This is a genomic window from Citrobacter sp. Cpo015 (assembly GCF_030333035.1).
Lineage (GTDB): Bacteria > Pseudomonadota > Gammaproteobacteria > Enterobacterales > Enterobacteriaceae > Citrobacter > Citrobacter portucalensis.
The window spans coordinates 1-26,277 of the sequence record NZ_JAOWGS010000037.1 but is presented as its reverse complement, the minus strand read 5'-3'; the positions used below and the strand labels follow the sequence as shown (position 1 = coordinate 26,277).

22 protein-coding genes, 2 tRNA genes and 2 rRNA genes are annotated in these 26,277 nt (G+C 52.7%); 8 read left to right on the top strand and 18 right to left on the bottom strand.

What is annotated here, in order from left to right; genetic code table 11:
* Positions 1–30: 30 nt before the first annotated feature.
* Both OGY67_RS15915 and trxA read right to left on the bottom strand, forming a co-directional pair.
* Positions 31–150 (bottom strand): rho operon leader peptide, encoded by a 120-nt coding sequence (locus tag OGY67_RS15915; RefSeq protein WP_049259789.1) that lies wholly within the window; start codon positions 148–150, stop codon positions 31–33.
* Between the two features lie 130 nt (positions 151–280).
* Positions 281–610 (bottom strand): thioredoxin TrxA, encoded by a 330-nt coding sequence (gene trxA, locus OGY67_RS15910; protein ID WP_001280776.1) that lies wholly within the window; start codon positions 608–610, stop codon positions 281–283.
* 143 nt (positions 611–753) lie between these two features.
* Here trxA and rhlB point away from each other — a divergent pair, with 143 nt between their 5' ends.
* Positions 754–2,022, top strand: a complete 1,269-nt coding sequence (gene rhlB, locus OGY67_RS15905; protein WP_003829013.1) for an ATP-dependent RNA helicase RhlB — start codon at positions 754–756, stop codon at positions 2,020–2,022.
* A 136-nt stretch (positions 2,023–2,158) separates the two neighbouring features.
* Positions 2,159–3,640 carry a guanosine-5'-triphosphate,3'-diphosphate diphosphatase gene (gene gppA / locus OGY67_RS15900; protein WP_003829016.1) on the top strand — a complete coding sequence of 494 codons (1,482 nt, stop codon included), beginning with the start codon at positions 2,159–2,161 and terminating at the stop codon, positions 3,638–3,640.
* Between the two features lie 47 nt (positions 3,641–3,687).
* Here the strand turns inward: gppA and rep are convergent, their stop codons facing one another.
* The 4 genes from rep to OGY67_RS15880 form a co-directional block, all read right to left on the bottom strand.
* On the bottom strand, positions 3,688–5,709 hold the full coding sequence (gene rep, locus OGY67_RS15895; RefSeq protein ID WP_286574156.1) for a DNA helicase Rep: 2,022 nt from the start codon (positions 5,707–5,709) through the stop codon (positions 3,688–3,690).
* A gap of 104 nt (positions 5,710–5,813) precedes the next feature.
* Positions 5,814–6,542, bottom strand: a complete 729-nt coding sequence (gene pnuC, locus OGY67_RS15890; protein WP_048237106.1) for a nicotinamide riboside transporter PnuC — start codon at positions 6,540–6,542, stop codon at positions 5,814–5,816.
* On the bottom strand, positions 6,542–7,291 hold the full coding sequence (locus OGY67_RS15885) for a nucleoside phosphorylase (RefSeq protein WP_286574154.1): 750 nt from the start codon (positions 7,289–7,291) through the stop codon (positions 6,542–6,544). Before OGY67_RS15885 ends, pnuC begins: the two co-directional genes overlap by 1 nt.
* Before the next feature lie 25 nt (positions 7,292–7,316).
* Entirely contained in the window at positions 7,317–8,021 is a 705-nt protein-coding gene (locus OGY67_RS15880; RefSeq protein ID WP_191238982.1) for a Crp/Fnr family transcriptional regulator, read from the bottom strand.
* Positions 8,022–8,214: 193 nt separating this feature from the next.
* Here OGY67_RS15880 and ppiC (OGY67_RS15875) point away from each other — a divergent pair, with 193 nt between their 5' ends.
* Positions 8,215–8,496, top strand: a complete 282-nt coding sequence (gene ppiC, locus OGY67_RS15875; protein ID WP_038634595.1) for a peptidylprolyl isomerase PpiC — start codon at positions 8,215–8,217, stop codon at positions 8,494–8,496.
* A 49-nt stretch (positions 8,497–8,545) separates the two neighbouring features.
* Positions 8,546–8,827, top strand: coding sequence for a peptidylprolyl isomerase PpiC (gene ppiC, locus OGY67_RS15870; protein ID WP_003017999.1), 282 nt, complete (start codon positions 8,546–8,548; stop codon positions 8,825–8,827).
* 100 nt (positions 8,828–8,927) lie between these two features.
* Here ppiC (OGY67_RS15870) and ilvC read toward each other — a convergent pair whose 3' ends face one another.
* On the bottom strand, positions 8,928–10,403 hold the full coding sequence (gene ilvC / locus OGY67_RS15865; RefSeq protein ID WP_003829020.1) for a ketol-acid reductoisomerase: 1,476 nt from the start codon (positions 10,401–10,403) through the stop codon (positions 8,928–8,930).
* 164 nt (positions 10,404–10,567) lie between these two features.
* Here ilvC and ilvY point away from each other — a divergent pair, with 164 nt between their 5' ends.
* On the top strand, positions 10,568–11,470 hold the full coding sequence (gene ilvY, locus OGY67_RS15860) for an HTH-type transcriptional activator IlvY (RefSeq protein ID WP_286574152.1): 903 nt from the start codon (positions 10,568–10,570) through the stop codon (positions 11,468–11,470).
* 172 nt (positions 11,471–11,642) lie between these two features.
* Positions 11,643–12,836, top strand: coding sequence for an enoyl-ACP reductase FabV (gene fabV, locus OGY67_RS15855; protein WP_008787067.1), 1,194 nt, complete (start codon positions 11,643–11,645; stop codon positions 12,834–12,836).
* Positions 12,837–12,899: 63 nt separating this feature from the next.
* Here the strand turns inward: fabV and ilvA are convergent, their stop codons facing one another.
* The 6 genes from ilvA to ilvL all read right to left on the bottom strand — a co-directional run bounded on the left by ilvA (position 12,900) and on the right by ilvL (position 19,550).
* Positions 12,900–14,444 (bottom strand): threonine ammonia-lyase, biosynthetic, encoded by a 1,545-nt coding sequence (ilvA, locus tag OGY67_RS15850; RefSeq protein WP_003018007.1) that lies wholly within the window; start codon positions 14,442–14,444, stop codon positions 12,900–12,902.
* 5 nt (positions 14,445–14,449) lie between these two features.
* Entirely contained in the window at positions 14,450–16,300 is a 1,851-nt protein-coding gene (ilvD, locus tag OGY67_RS15845; protein ID WP_008787065.1) for a dihydroxy-acid dehydratase, read from the bottom strand.
* 158 nt (positions 16,301–16,458) lie between these two features.
* Positions 16,459–17,388, bottom strand: coding sequence for a branched-chain amino acid transaminase (locus tag OGY67_RS15840; RefSeq protein ID WP_003829030.1), 930 nt, complete (start codon positions 17,386–17,388; stop codon positions 16,459–16,461).
* Positions 17,389–17,405: 17 nt separating this feature from the next.
* Entirely contained in the window at positions 17,406–17,669 is a 264-nt protein-coding gene (gene ilvM / locus OGY67_RS15835; protein ID WP_003018017.1) for an acetolactate synthase 2 small subunit, read from the bottom strand.
* Entirely contained in the window at positions 17,666–19,312 is a 1,647-nt protein-coding gene (gene ilvG / locus OGY67_RS15830) for an acetolactate synthase 2 catalytic subunit (protein WP_003829032.1), read from the bottom strand. The genes ilvM and ilvG overlap by 4 nt, the downstream gene beginning before the upstream one ends.
* 139 nt (positions 19,313–19,451) lie before the next feature.
* Positions 19,452–19,550, bottom strand: coding sequence for an ilv operon leader peptide (gene ilvL, locus OGY67_RS15825; RefSeq protein ID WP_001311244.1), 99 nt, complete (start codon positions 19,548–19,550; stop codon positions 19,452–19,454).
* A gap of 352 nt (positions 19,551–19,902) precedes the next feature.
* Between ilvL and OGY67_RS15820 the strand changes: the two genes are divergently transcribed.
* On the top strand, positions 19,903–21,423 hold the full coding sequence (locus OGY67_RS15820) for a YifB family Mg chelatase-like AAA ATPase (RefSeq protein WP_048237104.1): 1,521 nt from the start codon (positions 19,903–19,905) through the stop codon (positions 21,421–21,423).
* 24 nt (positions 21,424–21,447) lie between these two features.
* On the opposite strand, the gene maoP is transcribed toward OGY67_RS15820, so the two are convergent.
* Positions 21,448–21,786 carry a macrodomain Ori organization protein MaoP gene (maoP, locus tag OGY67_RS15815; protein ID WP_003018025.1) on the bottom strand — a complete coding sequence of 113 codons (339 nt, stop codon included), beginning with the start codon at positions 21,784–21,786 and terminating at the stop codon, positions 21,448–21,450.
* A 106-nt stretch (positions 21,787–21,892) separates the two neighbouring features.
* Between maoP and hdfR the strand changes: the two genes are divergently transcribed.
* A complete protein-coding gene (gene hdfR, locus OGY67_RS15810; protein ID WP_008787063.1) occupies positions 21,893–22,738 on the top strand; it encodes an HTH-type transcriptional regulator HdfR in 846 nt (281 codons plus the stop codon).
* Positions 22,739–22,838: 100 nt separating this feature from the next.
* Here hdfR and OGY67_RS15805 read toward each other — a convergent pair.
* From OGY67_RS15805 to OGY67_RS15790, 4 genes are all read right to left on the bottom strand, one after another.
* Positions 22,839–22,914: transfer RNA gene (locus tag OGY67_RS15805), tRNA-Trp, on the bottom strand.
* A gap of 52 nt (positions 22,915–22,966) precedes the next feature.
* A tRNA-Asp gene (locus OGY67_RS15800) sits at positions 22,967–23,043 on the bottom strand.
* Between the two features lie 54 nt (positions 23,044–23,097).
* Positions 23,098–23,213 (bottom strand): 5S ribosomal RNA (rrf, locus tag OGY67_RS15795).
* Between the two features lie 99 nt (positions 23,214–23,312).
* Positions 23,313–26,219: ribosomal RNA gene (locus OGY67_RS15790) — 23S ribosomal RNA — on the bottom strand.
* Positions 26,220–26,277 lie beyond the last annotated feature (58 nt).

The window sequence follows — 26,277 nt, the reverse complement described above, 5'->3', positions numbered from 1 at the left end:
GGCAGGGTCATCCATGCCTGTTTACGGCCATCAACTCATGTCTGTTCGCTGTCTGGTCACAGGAAAGTACGCAGAACTGAAACGACAAGACGGATTGAGTGACAAGCCAGGAATCTGTCCACTCCTCGCGCGAGAAACAACGGGAAGTATTGGATATAACTAGATTCAAACTTAATAAGGTATGCTTAATACGAAGTCAACACTAACTTAGCACGACTCAAGTCGGGCGTCCAGTCATCCGAATCATTTCGAAGTAGGGTCGCCCGATCATGAGACTTCCTTACGCTAAATTAGCGTCGAGGAATTCTTTCAACTGACCTTTGGACAGCGCGCCGACTTTCGTCGCCGCAACTTCGCCGTTTTTAAACAGCAGCAGGGTCGGGATGCCACGGATACCATACTTCGGCGCGGTGCCTGGGTTTTGGTCAATGTTCAGTTTAGCAACCGTCAGTTTGCCCTGATATTCGTCAGCGATTTCATCCAGAATCGGAGCGATCATTTTGCACGGACCGCACCACTCTGCCCAGAAATCAACGAGGATTGCTCCGTCCGCTTTGAGTACATCCGTGTCAAAACTGTCGTCAGTCAGGTGAATAATTTTATCGCTCATAATAACTCCACAGGAATAAGCCTGGTGCATTGGTGTAGCATTAATCAACGACGTGTTGATGTAGCATTAACCAACTAAAGGTTGACTTTATTTCACCGGATACGCTTTCGTAAAGCAATAGTAAGCTGATATTCTACCACACTATGAGCAAAACACATTTAACAGAACAGAAGTTTTCCGACTTCGCCCTGCACCCAAAGGTGATAGAAGCCCTTGAAAATAAAGGCTTTCATAACTGTACGCCCATTCAGGCCCTCGCGCTGCCGCTAACGCTGGCTGGTCGTGATGTTGCCGGGCAGGCGCAAACCGGTACCGGAAAAACGATGGCGTTCCTGACGTCAACGTTTCATTATCTTCTCTCTCATCCCGCGATTGCCGATCGCAAGGTGAACCAACCGCGTGCGTTAATTATGGCGCCAACGCGTGAGTTAGCCGTGCAGATCCACGCCGATGCCGAGCCGCTGGCACAGACTACTGGTCTAAAATTAGGCCTGGCGTATGGCGGCGACGGTTACGATAAACAGCTGAAAGTGCTGGAAAGCGGCGTCGATATTCTTATCGGCACGACCGGTCGTCTCATCGACTATGCAAAACAGAACCACATTAATCTGGGCGCGATTCAGGTCGTGGTGCTGGATGAAGCCGATCGTATGTACGATCTGGGCTTTATTAAAGATATCCGTTGGCTGTTCCGTCGTATGCCGCCAACCACCCAACGTTTGAACATGCTGTTTTCTGCAACCCTCTCTTACCGCGTTCGCGAACTGGCGTTCGAACAGATGAATAACGCTGAGTACGTTGAAGTCGAACCGGAACAGAAAACTGGCCACCGCATTAAAGAAGAGCTCTTCTACCCTTCCAACGAAGAGAAAATGCGTTTGCTGCAAACGCTGATTGAAGAAGAGTGGCCAGATCGCGCCATTGTTTTTGCTAACACCAAGCATCGTTGTGAAGATATCTGGGGCAGCCTTGCTGCGGACGGTCATCGCGTCGGTCTGCTGACCGGTGACGTAGCACAGAAAAAACGTCTGCGTATTCTTGATGAGTTCACCCGTGGCGATCTCGACATTCTCGTTGCGACGGATGTCGCTGCGCGTGGCCTGCATATCCCAGCAGTAACGCACGTATTTAACTATGACCTGCCGGATGACTGTGAAGATTACGTTCACCGAATCGGTCGTACCGGACGTGCTGGCGCAAGCGGTCACTCTATCAGCCTGGCCTGTGAAGAGTACGCGCTGAATTTACCCGCAATCGAGACCTATATCGGCCACTCGATTCCGGTCAGCAAATATAACCCGGATGCGCTGATGACCGATCTGCCGAAGCCGTTGCGCTTAACGCGCCCGCGTACAGGCAATGGCCCACGCCGTACCGGTGGTGCTCCGCGTAATCGTCGTCGTTCAGGTTAAGAAAAGTTATGCCATACACAAAATCATTCAGCCTGTATCAAGGCGGCAAGAAAACGAATCCCGATGAGCTTATTTTAGTAAATGATTCGGGTGAGAAAACGCAGCCAACACAGATACAGGTTGAAGGATGAAGTGTATGAATTCTACTTCGCTGTATGCAGCAATCGATCTCGGCTCGAATAGTTTTCATATGCTGGTTGTACGCGAGGTGGCAGGAAGCATCCAGACGCTCACGCGTATCAAACGCAAAGTGCGTCTGGCCGCTGGACTCAACGGTGACAACGAGCTCTCTGTTGAAGCGATGGAGCGCGGTTGGCAATGCTTGCGCTTGTTTGCAGAACGTCTGCAGGATATTCCGCATCCTCAAATCCGCGTGGTCGCCACCGCAACATTACGCATCGCCGTAAATGCCGATGTGTTTATTGCTAAAGCGCAAGAGATCCTTGGCTGCCCTGTCCAGGTAATTAGCGGTGAAGAAGAAGCGCGACTGATTTATCAAGGTGTAGCCCATACAACCGGCGGTGCCGATCAGCGTCTGGTTGTGGATATTGGTGGCGCCAGCACTGAATTAGTCACTGGTTCCGGCGCACAAACCACCTCTCTGTTCAGCCTGTCGATGGGCTGCGTCACCTGGCTCGAACGCTATTTTACCGATCGTAATCTGGCACAGGAAAACTTTGACGAGGCAGAGAAGGCCGCACGTGAAGTTCTGCGCCCGGTCGCCGACAAACTGCGTTTTCATGGCTGGAAAGTTTGCGTTGGTGCCTCTGGTACCGTCCAGGCGTTGCAGGAAATCATGATGGCGCAGGGTATGGATGAGCGTATTACGTTGGCCAAACTGCAGCAGCTTAAGCAGCGCGCCATTCACTGCGGTCGTCTGGAAGAGCTGGAAATCGAAGGGTTAACGCTGGAACGTGCGCTGGTTTTCCCCAGCGGGCTGGCCATTCTGATTGCTATTTTCACCGAACTGAACATTCAATGCATGACCCTGGCCGGCGGCGCATTACGTGAAGGTCTGGTCTACGGTATGCTGCACCTGGCGGTGGATCAGGATATTCGTAGCCGCACATTACGCAATATCCAGCGTCGCTTTATGGTCGATACAGAGCAAGCACATCGCGTTGCCAATTTAGCGACTAAATTTCTCGATCAGGTAGAAAAAAAGTGGCATCTTGAACCGATTAGCCGCGAACTACTGATTAGTGCCTGTCAGCTGCATGAAATTGGCCTGAGCGTTGATTTTAAACAGGCACCACAGCATGCCGCTTATCTGGTGCGCAATCTCGATCTTCCGGGTTTTACCCCTGCGCAAAAGAAACTGCTAGCAACGCTGTTACTCAACCAGACCAATCCCGTCGACCTCTCTTCGCTCCACCAGCAAAACGCAGTGCCACCGCGCATCGCGGAGCATCTTTGCCGTTTGCTACGTTTGGCGATCATCTTCGCCAGCCGCCGCCGTGACGATCTTGTGCCGGAAATTCAAATGGATGCAAGAAACGAGCACCTGACGGTCACGCTACCAGAAGGCTGGCTGGAACATCATCCGCTGGGTAAAGAGTTAATCGATCAGGAAAGTCAGTGGCAAAGCTATGTCCACTGGCCGCTGGACGTTCATTAGATGTTGGTTGCCGGATAGCGCTTACACGTATCCGGCCTACAAAATATCTACTTCGCTTTAGCTTTCGCCATCATCGCCCGAATATTAGCGATGCTGGCCTGCCCTTTTTGCATCCGCTCCTCGGCGCTCACCACTTTTCGCTCTTGCTCCCAGATAACGTCATCCTGTGGCAGTTCCAACAGGAAGCGACTCGGTTCCGGGCGCACCAGTTCACCGTACTGACGACGCTCTTTGCATAGCGTGAAGATGAGCTCTTTTTGTGCACGCGTAATCCCTACGTAAGCCAGACGACGTTCTTCGTCGATATTGTCTTCATCGATGCTGCTCTGGTGCGGCAAAAATCCTTCTTCCATTCCCACCATAAACACGTACGGGAACTCCAGCCCTTTTGAGGCATGCAGCGTCATCAATTGCACCTGATCCAGCTCTTCTTCGCTCTCTCCACGCTCCATCATGTCGCGCAGGGTAAAGCGGGTAACGACCTGGGTCAGGGTCATCGGCTCTTCCAGCTCACTGCCTTCCAGCATCTCCGTCATCCAGCTGAACAGCGTATTGACGTTTTTCATACGCATTTCAGCCGCTTTCGGGCTCGGCGAGGTTTCATACAGCCAGGATTCGTAATCAATACCGTGAATCAGATCGCGTACAGCGGCAACCGGTTCGCGCTCCGCCAGGCGCTGAATTTCACCCAGCCAGTGCGTAAAGCGGGTCAGAGAATCATACCCGCGCCCGGTCAGTGTCTGGCTAAGCCCCATATCAAAGCTGGCGGTAAACAGGCTTTTATTACGCGTCATCGCCCATTCACCCAACTTTTGCAGCGTGGCCGGACCGATTTCACGCTTTGGCGTGTTTACGATGCGCAAAAATGCGCTGTCGTCATCCGGGTTGCTCAGCACACGCAGGTAGGCCAGCAAATCTTTAATCTCCGGACGCGAGAAGAACGATGTTCCGCCGGAAATTTTGTACGGGATACGGTTCTGCATCAGAAACTTTTCGAACACGCGCGACTGATGATTACCGCGATAAAGGATGGCGTAGTCTTTATATTGCGTCTTGTTCACAAAGTGATGGGCAATTAATTCCCCGGTCACACGTTCGGCTTCATGCTCTTCATTATTTGCGCTCAGCACCTTCAGCTCAGCGCCGTAGCCCAGCTCAGAAAAGAGCCGCTTTTCAAAGACGTGTGGATTGTTCGCAATGAGGATGTTCGCCGCTTTCAGGATGCGACCTGATGAACGGTAGTTTTGCTCCAGCTTCACCACCTGCAAAGCCGGAAAATCTTTGCTCAACAGTACCAGGTTCTGCGGACGGGCGCCGCGCCAGGAGTAGATCGACTGATCGTCATCGCCCACGACGGTAAAGCGCGCACGTTTCCCTACCAGCAACTTCACCAGCTCGTACTGGCTGGTGTTGGTATCCTGATATTCATCCACCAGCAGGTAGCGGATTCTGTTTTGCCAGCGCTCACGTACTTCTTCATTGCGCTGTAGCAGCAGCGTGGGAAGCAGGATCAGATCGTCAAAATCGAGGACGTTACACGCCTTCATATGCGCGTCATACAGACCATAGCAGTGGGCAAAAATACGATCGCGCTCGCCCTTTGCGCTGGCTGCCGCCTGCGCCGGAGTCATCAGATCGTTTTTCCAGTTGGAGATCGTCGAGATCAGCTGCTGGAGAATAAGCTTATCGTCTTCGATTAGCCCTTCGGTCAGTTCCTTAAGCAAGGCCACCTGGTCAGTATCGTCAAACAACGAGAAGTTAGATTTCATCCCCAGCGCCACGTATTCACGCTTAATGATATCCAGTCCCAGGGTGTGGAAGGTGGAGATCATCAACCCACGCGCCTCTTTACGACCCAGCGTTTGCGCCACGCGCTCTTTCATCTCGCGCGCAGCCTTATTGGTAAAGGTCACTGCCGCAATATGTCGTGCCTGATAGCCACATTCACGGATCAGATGGGCTATTTTGTTGGTGATAACACGCGTCTTGCCGGAACCCGCTCCCGCCAGCACCAGGCAAGGTCCGGTGACGAATTCGACGGCTTGTTGTTGTCCGGGGTTCAAACGCATAAGGGATTGCTCAATCTGTAAACACGGGGGAGGTGGATTGTAGCAGAAAGAGGGAGAAAAAGAGTATCTGGCTACCCCTGTGAGTAGCCAGAAAATCGGGTCAATCAGGAAACCGTCGCGGCAAGCGGTGTGTAACCGTTGCGCTGTGCGCTCTTGATCCAGCTGTAGGATCCCATCACCGCGATTGCCGTCAGCAGGACATATTCGAGCGACATAGCGTAGACGCCCTGCACCGCGTAAATAACCACACTAATCACGTCGATGAGAACCCAAAGCAGCCAGTTTTCGACATATTTACGCGTCATCAGAATCATGGCCGCAATCGACAACACCAGCATGGTGGAATCCCAGAACGGGAAGGCATCGGGCTGAAGGTCAGGCATCGCGACCGGTATACCTATCATTTGTAGCAGTGCAATCATAATGCGGGTAAGCGCTGCAAACACCGGATCGATAAACAGCGTCATCAAAACTATCGCCACCGCGCAAACGCCGCCCAGTACCAGGGTTTGCTGGCGGGAAAGCCAACGTACCTTGAGCGCAGCTTCCTGCGCCTCGTTTTGTCGGCTCCAAGCATACCAACCGTAAATGTTAGCGGCGAAGAAAAACACCTGTAGCAACAAGCTGGCATAGAGCTGAATCTGGAAAAAGATTGCCGCAAACAGCGTGACGTTAATCAGGCCAAACAGGTAATTGATGATTTTTTCCCGGCTGGCACACCAGATACATAACAGACCAAATACGGTACCAATGGCTTCAATCCAAGATAGTGCATAGCCGCCTTCGCCGAGAGGAATGTTGACCATTACATTGTTAATGCTAAAAAAGTCCATCACTGACCTCCTTGCTGACTATCGGAATGAATGGCGCGTAGCACCAGAGTAATTTGCCGTTCTTCGCCCTGTTGGCACAACGTTTCCTGCTGGACATAATCATTGATACTGCTATCCAGACAACCGTTGTGGGCAACCACCACATTGAGTAATGACGCCGTACGTAACCCGCGCAGCGCACCGATGGTCATCAAAGCGGCACTTTCCATATCCGCACCCAGAACGCCGAGTGCCGACCACTGCGCATCCAGTTCCGCTTCCCGGTCGGTATAAAAACTATCGTGGCTGCGCACCAAGCCACATGTGGCGGGAATATTCATCTGCCGCGCCTGCGCCATCAGTTCCCAGGTTAACTGCGGGTCGGCGCAGGCCGGATAGCCCGCAGGCGCATAGGTACGGCTGGTCCCGTCATCCGTTACCGCGGCATGGGCGATAATCACGTCACCAAGCGCAAGATTATCCTGCAATGCCCCGCAGCTGCCGATACGAATCAGGGTCTTTACACCGATTTGACGCAGTTCTTCAATGGCAATAGCCGTAGACGGTCCACCGATTCCGGTAGAGAGCACTAAAATCTCGATCCCCTGATACCAACCTCGCGCGGCGCGAAACTCACGGTTTTGACCAAGCGATTCTGGGTTATTAAGAAAATTGGCGATGCGATCGACCCGCAGCGGATCACCCGGAAGTAGCGCATAGCGTGCGCCGGTCATCTCCTTGCTTAACTGGATATGGGGTTGCAGCGACATTCTCCCGCCTCCTTCACTCTTACGGTTATCCGATATCAGCCTCCCGCTTTAATTTTTCAGGGGCTGACAACACAATACTTTCACCATCGGTATCAATAATCTGTAGCGCTTTCAGGTCATGTAAAATACGGTTAATACTGCGTGTCGTCGCCGCCAGTTCCTGACTGAGGTTTAGCTTATCCAGCAAAATTTCATTCGTGCCATCTTGTTGATAACGCAGCCATAACGCCTGGCACACTCGCTGATAAAGCGAGTAAAGATTGTCGCTGCTGGCCTTTTTCGACAGCTGGTAATATTGCTGACTAAAGAAGCGCAGCATCCGCTGGTTAAAATGGTTATCTAACGCCAGCCAGCGGCTGAAGTATTCCTGCGATAAGCTCAGAAGCTGCACATGTCCTACCGCCACTACCGAACAGATGTAATGGCGCGACTCAAAAATCTCGAGTTCGCCCAGCATATCGCCTTTCCGGTAGCGGGCTTGACGATAACGACGTCCATCTTCAGCCTCATAGAAAACATCGACTTCACCGGCAATAATCAGCGAAAAACGCTGACATATTTCTCCCTGCCGACAGATAAAGGCACCGCGCTGGATCTCTTCAAAACGCCAGCGCTGCATGATGTCCAGAGGGCAATATTTCAATAATTCATAGAGCTGTGGATCGCGAACAATATCACCCAGCCCGGTAAGCCATCCGACTGAAAATTCAGTTTTTTTCATTGTATCCATGATATCTCGCTCCATGGCTGTAGGGACAGGACGGAGGTCCCCGGCAAAAGGGAATGCGGCAGAGAAAATGTCGCTCATCTCCCGTTTCCATACATCAGGCGAGACATCTGTCCCGCGATGGCGAAGAGTATATGTCCACGACTAAGACGGGTGATAAAGTAATGGGACATCTTTGAGACATGAGAACAAAATAATGGCTAAGAGCGCGGCAGCCCTACATATCCTGGTAAAAGAAGAGAAATTAGCTCTGGAGATCCTGAGCAAGCTGGATCGCGGTATTAGCTTCGATCATTTGGCAAAACGCTATTCTCGCTGCCCCTCTGGGCGCAACGGAGGCGATCTGGGCGAGTTCAAACAGGGGATGATGGTGGGACCATTTGATGCCGCTGTGTTTAGCTGCCCACTGCTTAAACCTTACGGGCCTGTAAAAACCAAATTTGGCTACCACATCATCAAAGTGCTGTATCGACGGTAAGCCATGCTAAAATCGCGAGCCTTACAGACCCCCTTTTGAAGGCACGATCATGGCAAAAACAGCAGCAGCAGTGCATATCCTTGTTAAAGAAGAGAAACTGGCACTGGATCTTCTGGAACAGATTAAAAACGGCGCCGACTTCGGCAAACTGGCGAAGAAACACTCCATCTGCCCATCAGGCAAACGCGGCGGTGATTTAGGCGAATTCCGTCAGGGCCAGATGGTTCCGGCGTTCGATAAAGTGGTCTTTTCCTGCCCTGTGCTGGAGCCAACCGGCCCGCTGCACACTCAGTTCGGTTACCACATCATTAAAGTGCTGTACCGTAACTAATAGAAAGCCCGGTGTTTAAACACCGGGCTTTTTTTGCCGGATAGCGCTTCGCTTATCCGGCCTACGAAGCGCTGTTGATATGCTATTCCTCTATGAGGAATTATCCTGCGACCGCAATGCGCTTCATATCGGTCATGTAGCCACGCAGTTTCTGGCCCACTTTCTCGATAGCATGGCCGCGAATCGCATCGTTCACGTCACGCAGCTGCGCGTTGTCTACCGCGCCTTCAGCAATCGCTTTGCCCAGGTCGCCGGTCTGCAGGGTGGTCATGAACTCTTTCAGCAGCGGTACGCAAGCGTAAGAGAACAGGTAGTTGCCGTATTCTGCGGTATCAGAGATAACCACGTTCATTTCGTACAGACGCTTACGGGCAATAGTGTTGGCGATCAGCGGCAGTTCGTGCAGTGATTCGTAGTAAGCAGATTCTTCGATGATGCCGGAATCCACCATGGTTTCGAACGCCAGCTCAACGCCCGCTTTCACCATCGCAATCATCAGAACGCCTTTATCAAAGTATTCCTGCTCGCCGATTTTACCGTCGAACTGGGCAGCGGTTTCGAACGCGGTTTTGCCGGTCTCTTCACGCCAGGTCAGCAGTTTCTTATCGTCGTTGGCCCAGTCAGCCATCATGCCGGAAGAGAATTCACCGGAGATGATGTCGTCCATGTGTTTCTGGAACAGCGGCGCCATGATCTCTTTCAGCTGTTCGGACAGCGCGTAAGCACGCAGTTTCGCCGGGTTAGACAGACGGTCCATCATCAGAGTGATGCCGCCCTGCTTCAGCGCTTCGGTGATGGTTTCCCAGCCGAACTGAATCAGTTTTTCAGCATATGCCGGGTCAGTACCCTCTTCCACCAGCTTATCGAAGCACAGCAGAGAACCGGCCTGCAGCATACCGCACAGGATAGTCTGCTCACCCATCAGGTCAGATTTCACTTCCGCAACGAAGGAGGACTCCAGCACACCCGCACGGTGACCGCCAGTAGCCGCAGCCCAGGCTTTAGCAATCGCCATACCTTCGCCTTTCGGATCGTTTTCCGGGTGAACGGCGATCAGCGTAGGTACGCCGAAACCACGTTTGTACTCTTCACGAACTTCAGTACCCGGGCACTTCGGTGCCACCATCACAACGGTGATGTCTTTACGGATCTGCTCGCCGACTTCCACGATGTTGAAGCCGTGGGAGTAACCCAGCGCTGCGCCGTCTTTCATCAGCGGCTGTACAGAACGCACAACGTCGGAGTGCTGCTTGTCCGGAGTCAGGTTAACCACCAGATCAGCCTGCGGGATCAGCTCTTCGTAGGTACCCACTTTGAAGCCGTTTTCTGTCGCTTTACGCCAGGAAGCACGCTTCTCAGCAATGGCTTCTTTACGCAGTGCGTAGGAGATATCCAGCCCGGAGTCACGCATGTTCAGGCCCTGGTTCAGACCCTGGGCGCCACAGCCGACGATGACCACTTTTTTACCCTGAAGGTAGCTCGCACCATCGGCGAATTCGTCGCGACCCATAAAGCGACATTTACCCAGCTGTGCCAGCTGCTGGCGCAGGTTCAGTGTATTAAAGTAGTTAGCCATGATGGTGTACTCCGTGATGTTGTGTTGTGGTGCTTATTATTCGGTTCGCAGATTTGTATTTGCGAGATTGAATCCACATTACAACAGGAAATTTATTGCGGAAATTGATATATTCACAACGTCACATTGCAATTTATGCAACGTAGAAAATCGGAGGCTCGTCTGTGGATTTACGCGATCTGAAAATGTTCCTGCATTTGGCTGAAAGTCGTCACTTTGGCCGCAGCGCGCGGGCAATGCACGTCAGCCCATCCACGCTTTCCCGGCAGATTCAGCGCCTCGAAGAAGACCTCGGCCAGCCGCTGTTTATGCGCGATAACCGTACGGTTACGCTGACCGAAGCAGGTGAAGAGCTGCGCGTGTTTGCCCAACAGACGCTGTTGCAGTACCAGCAGTTACGCCACACCCTAGATCAACAAGGGCCGTCGCTATCGGGCGAACTGCATATCTTCTGTTCGGTAACTGCCGCCTACAGCCATCTGCCGCCAATCCTTGACCGTTTCCGCGCCGAGCATCCGTCAGTAGAAATTAAGCTCACCACCGGCGACGCCGCCGATGCGATGGATAAAGTGGTCACTGGTGAAGCCGATCTGGCAATTGCCGGTAAGCCCGAAACGCTGCCTGGCGCGGTGGCGTTCTCGATGCTGGAGAATCTGACGGTTGTGTTGATCGCTCCGGCGCTGCCCTGCCCGGTGCGAAATCAGGTATCGGTCGATAAGCCGGACTGGTCGACGGTGCCGTTTATCATGGCCGATCAGGGTCCGGTACGCCGCCGTATCGAGCTGTGGTTCCGCCGTCACAAAATCAGCAACCCATCAATTTACGCCACGGTGGGTGGCCACGAAGCGATGGTCTCAATGGTGGCGCTGGGCTGCGGCGTAGCTCTGCTGCCGGAAGTGGTGCTAGAAAACAGCCCGGAGCCGGTGCGTAATCGCGTGATGATTTTAGAGCGCAGTGACGAAAAAACACCGTTCGAGCTTGGCGTCTGCGCGCCGAAAAAGCGGCTGCATGAACCGCTGATCGACGCGTTTTGGAAGATTGTTCTGGAACGTAAATCCGCAGAGTAGCGCCAGCGTCAGGTCTAAAATCAGTGGTAGATTCAGTATTGGCGCTCCTTTTCTGTATAATGTCGTGATCCATTGTAGTGGGGGGCTTGTTAACCATCGCGTTAAGCAGGCCAGAACAGACGGTGTCATTGCGCACTTGACAGCGAAAATACAAACTTAATTAGCCATCATTATGATAATCAAACCAAAAATTCGTGGATTCATCTGTACAACGACCCATCCGACTGGCTGCAAAGTCAACGTGGAAAAGCAGATCGAGTATGTTAAGCAGAACGGGAAAATCGAGAACGGCCCGTCTCGCGTGCTGGTGATCGGTGCTTCCACCGGTTACGGTCTGGCTTCCAGAATTTCCGCCGCCTTTGGTAGCGGTGCCGCCACTATCGGCGTATTTTTCGAAAAACCGGGCACGGATACCAAACCAGGTTCCGCAGGCTGGTATAACTCTGCAGCTTTCGACGAAGCGGCCAAGCGTGAAGGTCTGTACTCCAAAAGCATCAACGGCGATGCGTTCTCTGACGAATGCCGTGATGAAGTGATCAAACTGATCAAAGAAGACCTGGGTCAGATTGACCTGGTGGTTTACTCACTGGCTTCCCCAGTGCGTAAAATGCCGAAAACCGGTGAAATCGTCCGTTCAGCGCTGAAGCCAATCGGTGAGGTTTACACCTCTAAAGCGATCGATACCAACAAAGATCAGATCATCACCGCCAGCATTGAGCCGGCAACCGAAGAAGAAGTTCAGAACACCGTCACCGTCATGGGCGGCGAAGACTGGGAACTGTGGATGGGCGCGCTGAGCGAAGCGGGCGTGCTGGCTGATGGCGTGAAAACCGTAGCCTACTCCTACATCGGTACCGACCTGACCTGGCCAATCTACTGGCACGGCGCGCTGGGCAAAGCGAAAGAAGACCTCGATCGCGCGGCGGGAGAACTGCGTAACCAGCTGGCACCGCTGAACGGTTCCGCTAACGTTGCCGTACTGAAGTCCGTCATCACCCAGGCATCTTCTGCGATTCCGGTAATGCCACTGTACATCTCCATGGTCTTCAAGCTGATGAAAGCGCAGGGGATTCACGAAGGTTGTATTGAGCAGATCAACCGTCTGATGACCACCAGCCTGTACGGCGATAAAGTGGCGCTTGATGACAACCAGCGTATCCGTATGGATGACTGGGAACTGCGTGACGACATTCAGCAGGCATGTCGCGATCTGTGGCCGCTGATCACTACCGAAAACCTGGCGCAAGAAACTGACTATGCAGGATACAAGCAGGAATTCCTGAACCTGTTCGGTTTTGCCCTCGACGGTGTGGATTACGATGCTGACGTGAATACCGAAGTCGAATTCGACGTTATCACGCTGTAATCTGCTGATACAGTAGCAAAAAGGGTTCATGTTTTTACATGAACCCTTTTTTAATGGCTGTCGTTAACCCGCCAGGAAGAACCTGAACGCCGGGTTATGTGTTTCATCATGACAGTCATAACCCAGTTCATTCAGCCGCGTTTCGAAATCAGGCTCGTGTTCACCCAACTCAAACGCCGCCAGCACACGACCATAGTCAGTGCCGTGACTGCGATAGTGGAACAATGAAATATTCCAGTGCGTCCCCAGGGTATGCAGGAATTTGAGCAACGCCCCCGGCGACTCCGGAAATTCGAAGCTATAAAGACGTTCCTGTAAGGGTTTCGACGGACGTCCACCGACCATATAGCGCACGTGTAGCTTCGCCATCTCGTCATCAGACAGATCCACCACGCTATAGCCGCCCTCATTGAGCAGTTGCAGGATTTCCTTACGCTCTTCCAGCCCACGGCTCAGACGTACGCCGACAAAAATGCAGGCGTCTTTCGCATCAGCAAAGCGGTAGTTAAACTCGGTCACCGAGCGCCCGCCCAGCAGTTGGCAAAACTTCAGGAAGCTGCCTTTTTCTTCCGGGATGGTCACGGCCAGCAAGGCTTCGCGCTGTTCCCCCAGCTCGCAACGTTCGGAAACGTAGCGCAGGCCGTGGAAGTTAACGTTAGCGCCGGAAAGAACATGCGCCAGACGCTCACCGCGAATATTATGCTGGGCGATGTATTTTTTCATCCCCGCCAGCGCCAGCGCCCCGGAAGGCTCCGCCACCGCGCGTACATCTTCGAACAGGTCTTTCATTGCTGCGCAAATAGCATCGCTATCCACGGTAATAATATCATCGAGGTATTCCTGGCACAGACGGAAGGTTTCATCGCCAATACGTTTCACCGCCACACCTTCGGCAAAGAGACCCACTCGCGGCAGATCCACCGGATGACCGGCATCCAGCGCCGCTTTCAGACAGGCCGAATCTTCCGCTTCCACGGCAATCACTTTGATTTGCGGCATCAGCTGTTTAATTAGCACCGCAACACCTGCCGCCAGACCGCCACCACCAACTGGTACGAATACGCGATCGAGATGCGCGTCCTGCTGGAGCAGCTCCAGCGCCAGCGTGCCCTGCCCGGCAATCACCATCGGATGATCGAACGGCGGCACCCAGGTAAAACCCTGCTGCTGCGACAATTCAATCGCTTTGGCTTTGGCTTCATCAAAGTTCGCGCCGTGCAGCAGCACTTCTCCGCCGAAGCCGCGAACGGCGTCGACTTTGATATCGGCGGTAGCCGTTGGCATGACAATCAGCGCCTTCACGCCTAATCGCGCAGAAGAGAACGCGACGCCCTGAGCATGATTACCAGCCGATGCGGTAATGACGCCATGCGCTTTTTGCTCTTCGGTCAAGCCCGCCATCATGGCATAGGCACCGCGTAACTTGAAGCTGTGAACGGGTTGACGGTCTTCGCGCTTCACCAGAATGACGTTGTCGAGGCGCGAAGAGAGTTTTTCCATTTTCTGTAGCGGCGTTACCTGTGCCGCTTCGTATACCGGCGCACGCAGTACCGCTCTGAGATACTCGGCGCCCTCAGGAGCGCCGGATAGAGGTTGTGAATCCGCCATGGTCATTATCCCCCGAGCTTCGACTTATCGCGCACCGCACCTTTGTCGGCACTGGTTGCCAGGCTGGCGTAGGCGCGCAGTGCAAAGGAGACCTGACGCTGACGATCTTTTGGCGTCCAGGCTTTGTCACCGCGAGCTTCCTGCGCTTCACGGCGCGCAGCGATTTCCGCATCACTCAGTTGAAGTTGAATACCACGATTCGGGATATCGATGGCAATCATGTCACCATCTTCGATAATCGCGATATTACCGCCGCTGGCCGCTTCCGGAGAAACGTGACCAATGGAAAGCCCCGAAGTACCGCCGGAGAAACGACCGTCGGTAATCAGCGCGCAAGCCTTACCGAGGCCCATCGATTTCAGGAAGGTGGTGGGGTAGAGCATTTCCTGCATGCCAGGCCCGCCTTTCGGCCCTTCGTAGCGAATGACAACCACGTCGCCAGCCACCACTTTACCGCCGAGGATGGCTTCAACCGCATCGTCCTGGCTTTCATACACTTTTGCCGGGCCGGTGAATTTCAGGATGCTGTCATCCACGCCTGCGGTTTTTACAATACAGCCGTTTTCTGCGAAGTTACCGTACAGAACTGCTAGACCGCCGTCTTTGCTGTAAGCATGCTCCAGCGAGCGAATGCAGCCTTCAGCGCGATCGTCATCAAGCGTATCCCAACGGCAATCCTGTGAGAACGCCTGGGTAGTACGAATGCCGGCCGGGCCTGCACGGAACATTTTTTTCACCGCGTCGTCTTTGGTCAACATCACGTCATACCGATCGAGCGTTTGCGGCAGAGTCAGCCCCAGCACGTTTTTCACGTCGCGGTTCAGCAGTCCAGCACGATCCAGTTCGCCTAAAATACCCAGTACGCCGCCTGCGCGGTGCACGTCTTCCATATGGTATTTCTGCGTACTCGGCGCCACTTTACACAGCTGCGGGACTTTGCGGGACAGCTTGTCGATATCACTCATGGTGAAGTCGATTTCCGCTTCCTGCGCGGCCGCCAGTAAGTGCAGAACGGTATTGGTGGAGCCGCCCATGGCGATATCCAGCGTCATGGCGTTCTCAAACGCTGCCTTGCTGGCAATGTTGCGCGGCAGGGCGGAGGCATCATCCTGCTCATAATAACGTTTGGTCAGCTCGACGATGCGCTGGCCTGCGGTGAGGAACAGTTCTTTACGGTCGGCGTGAGTCGCCAACAGCGAACCGTTACCTGGCTGCGACAAGCCCAGCGCTTCGGTCAGGCAGTTCATCGAGTTAGCGGTGAACATACCGGAACAGGAGCCGCAGGTTGGGCAAGCGGAACGTTCAACCTGCTCGCTTTGTGAGTCGGAAACTTTCGGGTCAGCGCCCTGAATCATCGCATCAACCAGGTCGAGCTTGATGATTTGGTCAGAGAGCTTGGTTTTCCCGGCTTCCATCGGACCGCCGGAAACAAAGATCACAGGAATATTCAGGCGCAAAGAGGCCATTAACATCCCGGGGGTGATTTTGTCGCAGTTGGAGATACAGACCATCGCATCGGCGCAGTGGGCGTTAACCATGTACTCAACGGAGTCAGCGATCAGCTCACGCGACGGCAGTGAATACAGCATGCCGCCATGACCCATGGCGATACCATCATCCACAGCAATGGTGTTGAACTCTTTCGCCACGCCGCCTGAGGCTTCGATTTGTTCGGCAACCAGCTTACCGAGATCGCGCAGGTGGACGTGACCCGGCACAAACTGGGTAAAGGAGTTCACCACAGCGATAATCGGTTTACCGAAGTCATCATCGGTCATCCCGGTGGCGCGCCACAATGCGCGGGCACCCGCCATATTGCGGCCGTGGGTGGTGGTAGCAGAACGATACTTAGGCATGCTTGATTAACTCCCGTCTGTCTTTCCCCTGCATACTTCACGCCGCAGGTGCGTTGGCCGCCTCGCTCACCCCAGTCACTTACTACAGTAAGTTCCTGGGACTTGCTGCGTTGCCGTCTTCCTGCAACGTGAATTATTTTGGGGAAATATTAATTTTGTTATTGGTTTACTGAATCCAACCAGCCGTATTTATCTTCCGTTTCACCGGTGAAGAGGCCAAAGAAGGCCTGCTGGATGCGTTTGGTGACCGGACCGCAGCGGCCTTCGCCCACCTGGATACCATCGACACTGCGTACTGGGGTGATTTCGGCCGCGGTACCGGACATGAACACTTCGTCGGCCAGGTACAGTGATTCACGAGACAGCACCTGCTCACGCACTTCGATATCGAGATCTTTCGCCAGCTTAATGATCGCGTCACGAGTGATACCCGGCAGCGCGGAAGAGGTAAACGGCGGGGTAAACAGAATGCCGTCTTTTACTTCAAACAGGTTTTCGCCCGCACCTTCGGAGATGTAGCCATTCACGTCCAGCGCAATGCCTTCCTGATAGCCATGACGACGCGCTTCGCTACCCACCAGTAGCGAAGACAGATAGTTACCGCCAGCTTTAGCAGCAGTAGGGATGGTGTTCGGCGCAACGCGGTTCCAGGAAGAAACCATCGCGTCGATCCCCTGCTCCAGCGCTTCTGCACCAAGGTAAGCACCCCACGGGAACGCGGCGATGATCACGTCAGTGGTGTATCCCGCTGGCGGGTTAACGCCCATCCCCACGTCGCCAACAAACACCAGCGGACGAATATAGGCGCTGGTCAGATTGTTTTTACGAATCACCTCGCGGCAAGCTTCCATCAGCTCATCAACGCTCTGAGAAACCGGAAAACGATAGATCTTGGCTGAATCACGCAGACGCTGCATATGTTCGCGATGACGGAACACCACCGGCCCTTTGTGAGAATCGTAGCAACGGATGCCTTCAAATACAGAAGTACCGTAGTGCAGCGCGTGGGACATCACGTGAACCTTCGCGTCTTCCCAACGAATCATCTCGCCATTAGACCAAATGTAATCAGCTTTTTTCGTCGTCATTTTTCTTCCTTTTGCGCTCAGGCGCGGATTTGTTGTGATGTGGTTGTGCTCTGGCAGATAGCAACGTGTGCAACGTCTACCAGTTTACTTAACTGACTAAACAGTAAGTCGACCGACCGGGGGCTGGCAACGGTCAATTCGATATTTATATTTTGCGCATCGCTGGCGGCTTCCATATTCATGGAGCACACCTGAAAACCGCGATGGCGTACCACGCGTAAAACACGTTCTAACGTTTCCGGATTGAAACGAGCCTCAACGGCGACCTGATGTTGCATCATGATAATTTCTCCAGCATTTCTGAGTTACTGGCACCTGGCGGTACCAGAGGCCAGACATTCTCAAGTTCGTCGATTGAGACATGAAGCAGGTATGGCCCCTCGCTGTTCAGCATGGTGTCGAGTGCCGCTTCAACCTGGTCTTTACGGGTGATGTGTTGACCTGGTATGCCGAAGGCGCTGGCCAACATGAGGAAATCGGGGTTATCGGTAAGGGTGGTTTCGCTATAACGTTCCTGGAAAAACAGCTGCTGCCATTGTCGCACCATGCCTAACCGCTGGTTGTCGAGTAAGACTATTTTCAGCGGCAACTGCTTGCGTTTTACGGTGCCCAGTTCCTGTACATTCATCATGAAGGAACCGTCGCCGGAGATACAGATTACCGTATCGTTCGGGCGAGCAACCTGCGCGCCAACCGCTGCTGGCAGGCCAAAGCCCATCGTACCCAGGCCGCTCGAGGTGATGAAATTTTCCGGGCGGGTGTAGGTCATATGCTGCGCCGACCACATCTGATGCTGACCAACATCCGTTGTCACTACGCTGTCCGCAGGCTTGCGATCGGACAACTGCTTCAACAACAGTGGCGCGTAGATAGCCTCACCGGGATGATCATAGCGCCAGGTATGCTCTGTGCGCAGTTCAGCGCTATGCTGACGCCATGCGTCAATCTTCAGAGATTGCTGCAATGCCGGCAGCAGAGAATTTAAATCACCCTGCAGGGCGACGTGCGCCTGGCGCAGCTTGTTCATTTCCGCAGGGTCGATATCCATGTGGATCACGCTGGCGTTCGGTGCGAAGGTATTCAGCTTGCCGGTCACCCGGTCATCAAAACGCGCGCCCACTGCAATCAATAAATCACATTCTTGCACTGCGAAATTTGCCGCTTTAGTGCCGTGCATCCCCAACATGCCCAAATAGTATGGGTAGTCAGCCTCTACTGCACCCAGCCCCTTCAACGTGCAGGCGACCGGCATCTGGGTTACCGCGATAAATTCACGCAGGGCCGGGACCGCCTGCGCCATACCAACGCCGCCACCAACGTACAGGATCGGCTTTTGCGCCTGCGCCAGCATTTTACGCGCCTGCTCAACGTCAGCGTGCGGGAAAACCTCTACGTTTTCGACGGTCGTAAAATACGGCTCCAGCGTACCGCTGGCCAGCTGGATGTCTTTCGGGATATCAACCAGAACCGGACCCGGACGACCGGAGTTCGCCACAGCGAAAGCCTCTGCCATGATGCGCGGCAGCTCTTCCAGTGACTGCACCAGGAAACTGTGTTTGGTGCAGGACAAAGACATACCCAGAACGTCCACTTCCTGGAACGCATCCGTTCCGATGAAAGGTGAGGCCACCTGACCGGTGATCGCCACCACAGGAACAGAATCTAACAGCGCATCGGCAAGTCCGGTGATCAGGTTGGTAGCGCCAGGACCTGAAGTGGCGATACACACGCCGGTTTTACCGGTCGCACGGGCATAGCCAATTGCCGCCATTGCCGCGCCCTGCTCGTGTCGGCACAACAGGTGTTCTACGCCGCCGTCATACAACGCATCGTAAACCGGCATAATTGCGCCACCAGGATAACCAAAGACGGTTTGAACCCCTTGTGCACGCAACGCATGTACCACCCACTGTGCCCCATTCATAGTTACATCCCCGCCGTAAATCTTGAGAAACAGAATTTTATGCTACCGTTCACTTTCTGCTCCTCGTGTATGTTTTTAAGGTCAAAAAAAACCCCCGGACCTTTCGGTGCGGGGGTCTTAGTTCGTTAAGGCTTGTTTTCTAAGCCTTTCCTCGTCCAAGTGCAGCCCCGCACGGTGGGATAATAATCACCACCACGCTAATCACGACCAGGCTAATCACTCGTAGAAGGGCTGTCATTTTTGTATTTTCTTGCATCTTGTTCGAAGGAATACCTAAAGAGTTACCATAGAATTTGCAAATGACACAAGATATTTTTTTATTCGTTTTTCTGACGCCGTTAACGGTTTAGATAAATATCGTTGTTTTTTATACAAAAAATCAAAAGTGAAAATATTTCACGTTTCAGGTGATTCTCGGCAACCCGTTCCCTACTAAAAACGTTATTCAAAAGCGTTTGCGAGCGCTATTCCAGGCTTTATGCAAGCAGTATTGAGCTACATAAAAACACGGGAATAAGCCTCTAAAAACCGTAATTATGTGAAATCTTGCCGCGATGTATTGCGACATAATGCTTTCATCAGGAGGGCTTATGTCACTATCGATTGTTCACACACGCGCTGCGCTGGGCGTGAATGCGCCAGCCATTACCATCGAGGTACATATCAGTAATGGTTTGCCTGGTTTAACCATGGTGGGATTACCCGAAACAACGGTAAAAGAGGCTCGCGATCGAGTTCGCAGTGCGATTATTAATAGCGGTTATGAATTCCCGGCGAAGAAGATAACCATAAACCTCGCTCCGGCCGATCTCCCGAAAGAAGGGGGACGATATGATTTACCTATCGCAGTTGCGCTTCTGGCAGCGTCTGAGCAGCTTACAACCCATAACCTCGATACATATGAGCTGGTAGGCGAATTAGCGCTTACAGGCGCGTTACGCGGCGTTCCCGGTGCGATATCAAGTGCAACTGAAGCTATTCGCGCAGGCAGGAGAATTATTGTCGCAAAAGAGAATGCAGCTGAAGTGGGACTGATACACGGTGAAGGGTGCCTGATAGCCGATCATCTACAGGCCGTATGCGCATTTCTCGAAGGTAAGCATGATTTAGACAGACCATCATCGGCAGATTTTACCCCCTGCGCATTAGCAGATGATCTGAGCGATGTTATCGGCCAGGAACAGGGTAAACGCGGGCTGGAGCTTACCGCAGCTGGCGGTCATAACCTCTTACTCATCGGGCCGCCGGGAACGGGTAAGACCATGCTGGCCAGTCGCCTGAGAGGATTGCTTCCGCCACTGAGCAATGATGAAGCACTGGAAAGCGCCGCGATTCTAAGTCTGGTCAATTCCGACACGCTACAAAAACAGTGGAAACAACGCCCTTTTCGTTCGCCGCATCACAGTGCTTCATTAACCGCCATGGTCGGTGGAGGCTCTATTCCTGCGCCAGGCGAGATATCTCTGGCGCATAACGGCATACTGTTTCTGGATGAACTTCCCGAGTTTGAGCGGCGCACGCTGGATGCACTGCGAGAGCCCATTGAGTCCGGGCAGATTCATTTATCCCGCACTCGGGCAAAAATAACTTACCCCGCGCGTTTTCAGCTTATTGCTGCCATGAATCCCAGCCCAACAGGACATTATCAGGGGAACCATAACCGCTGTACCCCAGAGCAGACGCTACGCTACCTCAATCGATTATCAGGTCCATTTCTTGACCGCTTCGATCTCTCCCTCGAAATCCCCTTACCGCCGCCCGGCATACTCAGCCAGAGCCAGGTAAAAGGGGAAGATAGCGCAACGGTGAAGCAACGCGTTATGGCAGCACGAGAGCGTCAGTATCAGCGGCAGAATAAGTTAAATGCGCACCTGGACAGTCAGGATATCCATAAATACTGTCCACTGCGTAGCGACGATGCGCAGTGGCTTGAAGAAACGCTCGCGCATCTCGGATTATCCATCCGCGCATGGTTACGCCTGATAAAGGTCGCTCGAACGATCGCGGATATAGAACAATCTGACCATATCTCTCGCCAGCACTTACAGGAAGCTGTTGGGTATCGGGCGATAGACAGATTACTCATTCATTTGCAGAAACTACTGGCATAAAAAAAGGGCTTTCGCCCTTTTTTATTAATCATCAGATTCGGTGTAGTCTTCCGCACCTTCCACCTGAGGTTTCCCGCCAGACAGCGTGTGGAAGCGTTTTGGACGCTTAATGCGCGTCATGTATTTGGACCACACACGTTCAGCTTCGGTAACCGGTTCGCGCTCACCACGGCATACCGCAACAAACAGTTTTTCTTCTTCCGTTACCGGCTCACGCTTGCCCAGATCCAGCTCGTTGAAAGCATAACCGTGACGCTCAAGCAGTTGTGCTTCTTTAATGGTGAAATCACCATGACGGGAGAATCCGCGGGGATAATATTTATTATCGAAATATCGATTAGTCGTCGTAAAGCTTTCCGCCATCCTGCACGCTCCTAATTCTTTGGCCGAGCTATTTATGGCGCGGAGTATTAGTTACGCTTGACAGAGCGTCAAACAAAAGATTTAAATCATAACGACAAATAATTTTATGGAGCGAGTTGTGGATACGGAATTGTTAAAAACTTTCCTGGAAGTTAGCCGGACACGCCACTTTGGCAGGGCTGCTGAAGCGCTCTATCTGACCCAATCAGCGGTTAGTTTTCGGATCAGACAACTGGAAAATCAATTGGGTGTAAACCTGTTCACCCGACACAGAAACAATATCCGTTTAACCGCTGCAGGTGAAAAATTATTACCTTACGCTGAAACGCTGATGAATACGTGGCAAGCAGCACGTAAGGAGGTTGCGAATACCTCGCGGCATAACGAGTTTTCTATTGGTGCCAGCGCATCCCTCTGGGAATGCATGCTTAATGGCTGGCTGGGGCGTTTGTACCAATCCCAGGAGCCACAATCCAGCCTGCAATTTGAAGCGAGGATCGCGCAGCGACAGTCGTTAGTAAAACAGCTTCATGAACGACAGCTTGATCTATTGATTACTACCGAAACGCCCAAAATGGACGAATTTAGCAGCCAACTGTTGGGATATTTCACGCTGGCGCTGTATTGCAGCTCTCCTTCACAAACCAAAGATGAACTGAATTATCTGCGTCTGGAATGGGGACCTGACTTTCAGCAACACGAGGCTGGATTGATTGCGGGAGATGAAGTGCCGGTACTTACCACCAGTTCGGCAGAATTAGCCAGGCAGCAACTTTCAGTCCTCAAAGGTTTTAGCTGGCTACCGGTCAGCTGGGCTAAAGGTAAAAGCGATCTCCATACGGTTACCGACAGTACAACGCTTTCACGCCCGTTATATGCAGTTTGGCTGCAAAATAGCGATAAACATGCGCTGATTTGCGATCTGCTGAGAACGAATATTCTGGAAGATTAAGGAAAACGCTGGCAAGGATGCCGGGAGTAAAATAGAAAGAAGGAAAAACTCAAATTACAGGTAAAAAAAAATCCTTAGCAATAATGCTAAGGATTGTTTCTGGCAGGGGCGGAGAGACTCGAACTCGCGACACCCGGTTTTGGAGACCGGTGCTCTACCAACTGAGCTACGCCCCTAAATCTTCTTATCATTAAGCCTGCTTAGTAGCAGGCTTAATTTTCTAATAAGTGGCGGAACGGACGGGACTCGAACCCGCGACCCCCTGCGTGACAGGCAGGTATTCTAACCAACTGAACTACCGCTCCACCGAATTTCTTTGTCACCACCCGGATTTTCATCCCGGTTTACTGCAATTTGATGCCTGGCAGTTCCCTACTCTCGCATGGGGAGACCCCACACTACCATCGGCGCTACGGCGTTTCACTTCTGAGTTCGGCATGGGGTCAGGTGGGACCACCGCGCTACAGCCGCCAGGCAAATTCTGTTTATCAACACACCTCCTGGGCATGTCGATGTCATCTGTAATCAAACTGAATCTTGTGTCTGTCTTTCGCCAAAACATCTTCGGCGTTGTAAGGTTAAGCCTCACGGTTCATTAGTATCGGTTAGCTCAATGTATCGCTACACTTACACACCCGACCTATCAACGTCATCGTCTTTAACGTTCCTTCAGGACCCTTAAAGGGTCAGGGAGAACTCATCTCGGGGCAAGTTTCGTGCTTAGATGCTTTCAGCACTTATCTCTTCCGCATTTAGCTACCGGGCAATGCCATTGGCATGACAACCCGAACACCAGTGATGCGTCCACTCCGGTCCTCTCGTACTAGGAGCAGCCCCCCTCAATTCTCCAGCGCCCACGGCAGATAGGGACCGAACTGTCTCACGACGTTCTAAACCCAGCTCGCGTACCACTTTAAATGGCGAACAGCCATACCCTTGGGACCTACTTCAGCCCCAGGATGTGATGAGCCGACATCGAGGTGCCAAACACCGCCGTCGATATGAACTCTTGGGCGGTATCAGCCTGTTATCCCCGGAGTACCTTTTATCCGTTGAGCGATGGCCCTTCCATTCAGAACCACCGGATCACTAAGACCTGCTTTCGCACCTGCTCGAGCCGTCACTCTCGCAGTCAAGCTAGCTTATGCCTTTGCACTAACCTCCTGATGTCCGACCAGGATTAGCTAACCTTCGTGCTCCTCCGTTACTCTTTAGGAGGAGACCGCCCCAGTCAAACTACCCACCAGACACTGTCCGCAACCCGGATTACGGGTCTACGTTAGAACACCAGCCATTAAAGGGTGGTATTTCAAGGATGGCTCCATGCAGACTGGCGTCCACACTTCAAAGCCTCCCACCTATCCTACACATCAAGGACCAGTGTTCAGTGTCAAGCTATAGTAAAGGTTCACGGGGTCTTTCCGTCTTGCCGCGGGTACACTGCATCTTCACAGCGAGTTCAATTTCACTGAGTCTCGGGTGGAGACAGCCTGGCCATCATTACGCCATTCGTGCAGGTCGGAACTTACCCGACAAGGAATTTCGCTACCTTAGGACCGTTATAGTTACGGCCGCCGTTTACCGGGGCTTCGATCAAGAGCTTCTCCTTACGGATAACCCCATCAATTAACCTTCCGGCACCGGGCAGGCGTCACACCGTATACGTCCACTTTCGTGTTTGCACAGTGCTGTGTTTTTAATAAACAGTTGCAGCCAGCTGGTATCTTCGACTGATTTCAGCTCCATGGGTAAACCACTTCACCTACATATCAGCGTGCCTTCTCCCGAAGTTACGGCACCATTTTGCCTAGTTCCTTCACCCGAGTTCTCTCAAGCGCCTTGGTATTCTCTACCTGACCACCTGTGTCGGTTTGGGGTACGATTTCGTGTTACCTGATGCTTAGAGGCTTTTCCTGGAAGCAGGGCATTTGTTACTTCAGCACCGTAGTGCCTCGTCATCACACCTCAGCGTTAAAAGGTACCGGATTTACCTGGAACCTCCGCCTACATGCTTAAACCGGGACAACCGTCGCCCGGCTAACATAGCCTTCTCCGTCCCCCCTTCGCAGTAACACCAAGTACAGGAATATTAACCTGTTTCCCATCGACTACGCCTTTCGGCCTCGCCTTAGGGGTCGACTCACCCTGCCCCGATTAACGTTGGACAGGAACCCTTGGTCTTCCGGCGTGCGGGTTTTTCACCCGCATTATCGTTACTTATGTCAGCATTCGCACTTCTGATACCTCCAGCATACCTCACAGTACACCTTCAACGGCTTACAGAACGCTCCCCTACCCAACAACACATAGTGTCGCTGCCGCAGCTTCGGTGCATGGTTTAGCCCCGTTACATCTTCCGCGCAGGCCGACTCGACCAGTGAGCTATTACGCTTTCTTTAAATGATGGCTGCTTCTAAGCCAACATCCTGGCTGTCTGTGCCTTCCCACATCGTTTCCCACTTAACCATGACTTTGGGACCTTAGCTGGCGGTCTGGGTTGTTTCCCTCTTCACGACGGACGTTAGCACCCGCCGTGTGTCTCCCGTGATAACATTCTTCGGTATTCGCAGTTTGCATCGGGTTGGTAAGTCGGGATGACCCCCTAGCCGAAACAGTGCTCTACCCCCGAAGATGAATTCACGAGGCGCTACCTAAATAGCTTTCGGGGAGAACCAGCTATCTCCCGGTTTGATTGGCCTTTCACCCCCAGCCACAAGTCATCCGCTAATTTTTCAACATTAGTCGGTTCGGTCCTCCAGTTAGTGTTACCCAACCTTCAACCTGCCCATGGCTAGATCACCGGGTTTCGGGTCTATACCCTGCAACTTAACGCCCAGTTAAGACTCGGTTTCCCTTCGGCTCCCCTATTCGGTTAACCTTGCTACAGAATATAAGTCGCTGACCCATTATACAAAAGGTACGCAGTCACACCCCGAAGGGTGCTCCCACTGCTTGTACGTACACGGTTTCAGGTTCTTTTTCACTCCCCTCGCCGGGGTTCTTTTCGCCTTTCCCTCACGGTACTGGTTCACTATCGGTCAGTCAGGAGTATTTAGCCTTGGAGGATGGTCCCCCCATATTCAGACAGGATACCACGTGTCCCGCCCTACTCTTCGAGTTCACAACACATGCACTTTTGTGTACGGGACTTTCACCCTGTATCGTGCGACTTTCCAGACGCTTCCACTAACACACATGCTGATTCAGACTCTGGGCTGCTCCCCGTTCGCTCGCCGCTACTGGGGGAATCTCGGTTGATTTCTTTTCCTCGGGGTACTTAGATGTTTCAGTTCCCCCGGTTCGCTTCATTACGCTATGTATTCACGTAATGATAGTGTGACGAATCACACTGGGTTTCCCCATTCGGAAATCGCCGGTTATAACGGTTCATATCACCTTACCGACGCTTATCGCAGATTAGCACGTCCTTCATCGCCTCTGACTGCCAGGGCATCCACCGTGTACGCTTAGTCGCTTAACCTCACAACCCGAAGATGTTTCTTTCGATTCATCATCGACTTGCAAAAATTTGAGAGACT

Coding starts and splice junctions, on each gene's coding strand:
- OGY67_RS15880 (WP_191238982.1), bottom strand. CDS start 8,021: ATGGATACAATGAAAAAAACTGAATTTTCAGTCGGATGGCTTACCGGG.
- gppA (WP_003829016.1), top strand. CDS start 2,159: ATGAATTCTACTTCGCTGTATGCAGCAATCGATCTCGGCTCGAATAGT.
- ilvM (WP_003018017.1), bottom strand. CDS start 17,669: ATGATGCAACATCAGGTCGCCGTTGAGGCTCGTTTCAATCCGGAAACG.
- ilvG (WP_003829032.1), bottom strand. CDS start 19,312: ATGAATGGGGCACAGTGGGTGGTACATGCGTTGCGTGCACAAGGGGTT.
- trxA (WP_001280776.1), bottom strand. CDS start 610: ATGAGCGATAAAATTATTCACCTGACTGACGACAGTTTTGACACGGAT.
- pnuC (WP_048237106.1), bottom strand. CDS start 6,542: ATGGACTTTTTTAGCATTAACAATGTAATGGTCAACATTCCTCTCGGC.
- OGY67_RS15840 (WP_003829030.1), bottom strand. CDS start 17,388: ATGACGACGAAAAAAGCTGATTACATTTGGTCTAATGGCGAGATGATT.
- rep (WP_286574156.1), bottom strand. CDS start 5,709: ATGCGTTTGAACCCCGGACAACAACAAGCCGTCGAATTCGTCACCGGA.
- ilvL (WP_001311244.1), bottom strand. CDS start 19,550: ATGACAGCCCTTCTACGAGTGATTAGCCTGGTCGTGATTAGCGTGGTG.
- rhlB (WP_003829013.1), top strand. CDS start 754: ATGAGCAAAACACATTTAACAGAACAGAAGTTTTCCGACTTCGCCCTG.
- ppiC (WP_038634595.1), top strand. CDS start 8,215: ATGGCTAAGAGCGCGGCAGCCCTACATATCCTGGTAAAAGAAGAGAAA.
- ppiC (WP_003017999.1), top strand. CDS start 8,546: ATGGCAAAAACAGCAGCAGCAGTGCATATCCTTGTTAAAGAAGAGAAA.
- OGY67_RS15885 (WP_286574154.1), bottom strand. CDS start 7,291: ATGTCGCTGCAACCCCATATCCAGTTAAGCAAGGAGATGACCGGCGCA.
- OGY67_RS15820 (WP_048237104.1), top strand. CDS start 19,903: ATGTCACTATCGATTGTTCACACACGCGCTGCGCTGGGCGTGAATGCG.
- maoP (WP_003018025.1), bottom strand. CDS start 21,786: ATGGCGGAAAGCTTTACGACGACTAATCGATATTTCGATAATAAATAT.
- hdfR (WP_008787063.1), top strand. CDS start 21,893: ATGGAGCGAGTTGTGGATACGGAATTGTTAAAAACTTTCCTGGAAGTT.
- ilvA (WP_003018007.1), bottom strand. CDS start 14,444: ATGGCGGATTCACAACCTCTATCCGGCGCTCCTGAGGGCGCCGAGTAT.
- ilvD (WP_008787065.1), bottom strand. CDS start 16,300: ATGCCTAAGTATCGTTCTGCTACCACCACCCACGGCCGCAATATGGCG.
- ilvC (WP_003829020.1), bottom strand. CDS start 10,403: ATGGCTAACTACTTTAATACACTGAACCTGCGCCAGCAGCTGGCACAG.
- fabV (WP_008787067.1), top strand. CDS start 11,643: ATGATAATCAAACCAAAAATTCGTGGATTCATCTGTACAACGACCCAT.